This window comes from Streptomyces sp. CAI-85 (genome assembly GCF_013363615.1).
GTDB classification, from domain to species: domain Bacteria; phylum Actinomycetota; class Actinomycetes; order Streptomycetales; family Streptomycetaceae; genus Streptomyces; species Streptomyces antibioticus_B.
In genome coordinates this window covers 1-540 of the sequence record NZ_JAANNX010000270.1, presented here as the reverse complement: position 1 = coordinate 540, position 540 = coordinate 1, and the positions used below count along the sequence as shown (strand labels likewise).

The window sequence follows — 540 nt, the reverse complement described above, 5'->3', positions numbered from 1 at the left end:
GGGTCCGATGACCGTCGTGTGCAGCGACTGGTACATGTTGAACTTGGGCATCGCGATGTAGTCCTTGAACCGCCCCGGAACCGGGTTCCAGCGGGCGTGGACGGTGCCCAGGGCCGCGTAGCAGTCGCGGACGGTGTCCACCAGGACGCGGATGCCGACCAGGTCGTAGATCTCCGCGAAGTCCCGGCCGCGGACGATCATCTTCTGGTAGACGCTGTAGTAGTGCTTGGGCCGGCCGGTGACGGTCGCCTTGATGCGGGCGGCGCGCAGATCGGACTGGACCTCGTCGGTCACTATGGCCAGGTACTCGTCACGCTTGGGAGCCCTCTCGGCCACCAGCCGTACGATCTCGTCGTACATCTTGGGGTAGAGGATCGCGAAGGCGAGGTCCTCCAGCTCCCACTTGATGGTGTTCATGCCGAGGCGGTGGGCGAGCGGCGCGTAGATCTCCAGGGTCTCGCGCGCCTTCTTCTCCTGCTTCTCGCGCTTGAGGTAGCGCATGGTGCGCATGTTGTGCAGGCGGTCGGCGAGCTTGATGAC

The 540-nt window shown here is 64.8% G+C and carries 1 protein-coding gene; it reads right to left on the bottom strand.

What is annotated here, in order from left to right:
• On the bottom strand, window positions 1–540 hold a 540-nt coding region (locus G6W55_RS38205; RefSeq protein ID WP_175525127.1), incomplete at both ends, for an HD domain-containing protein.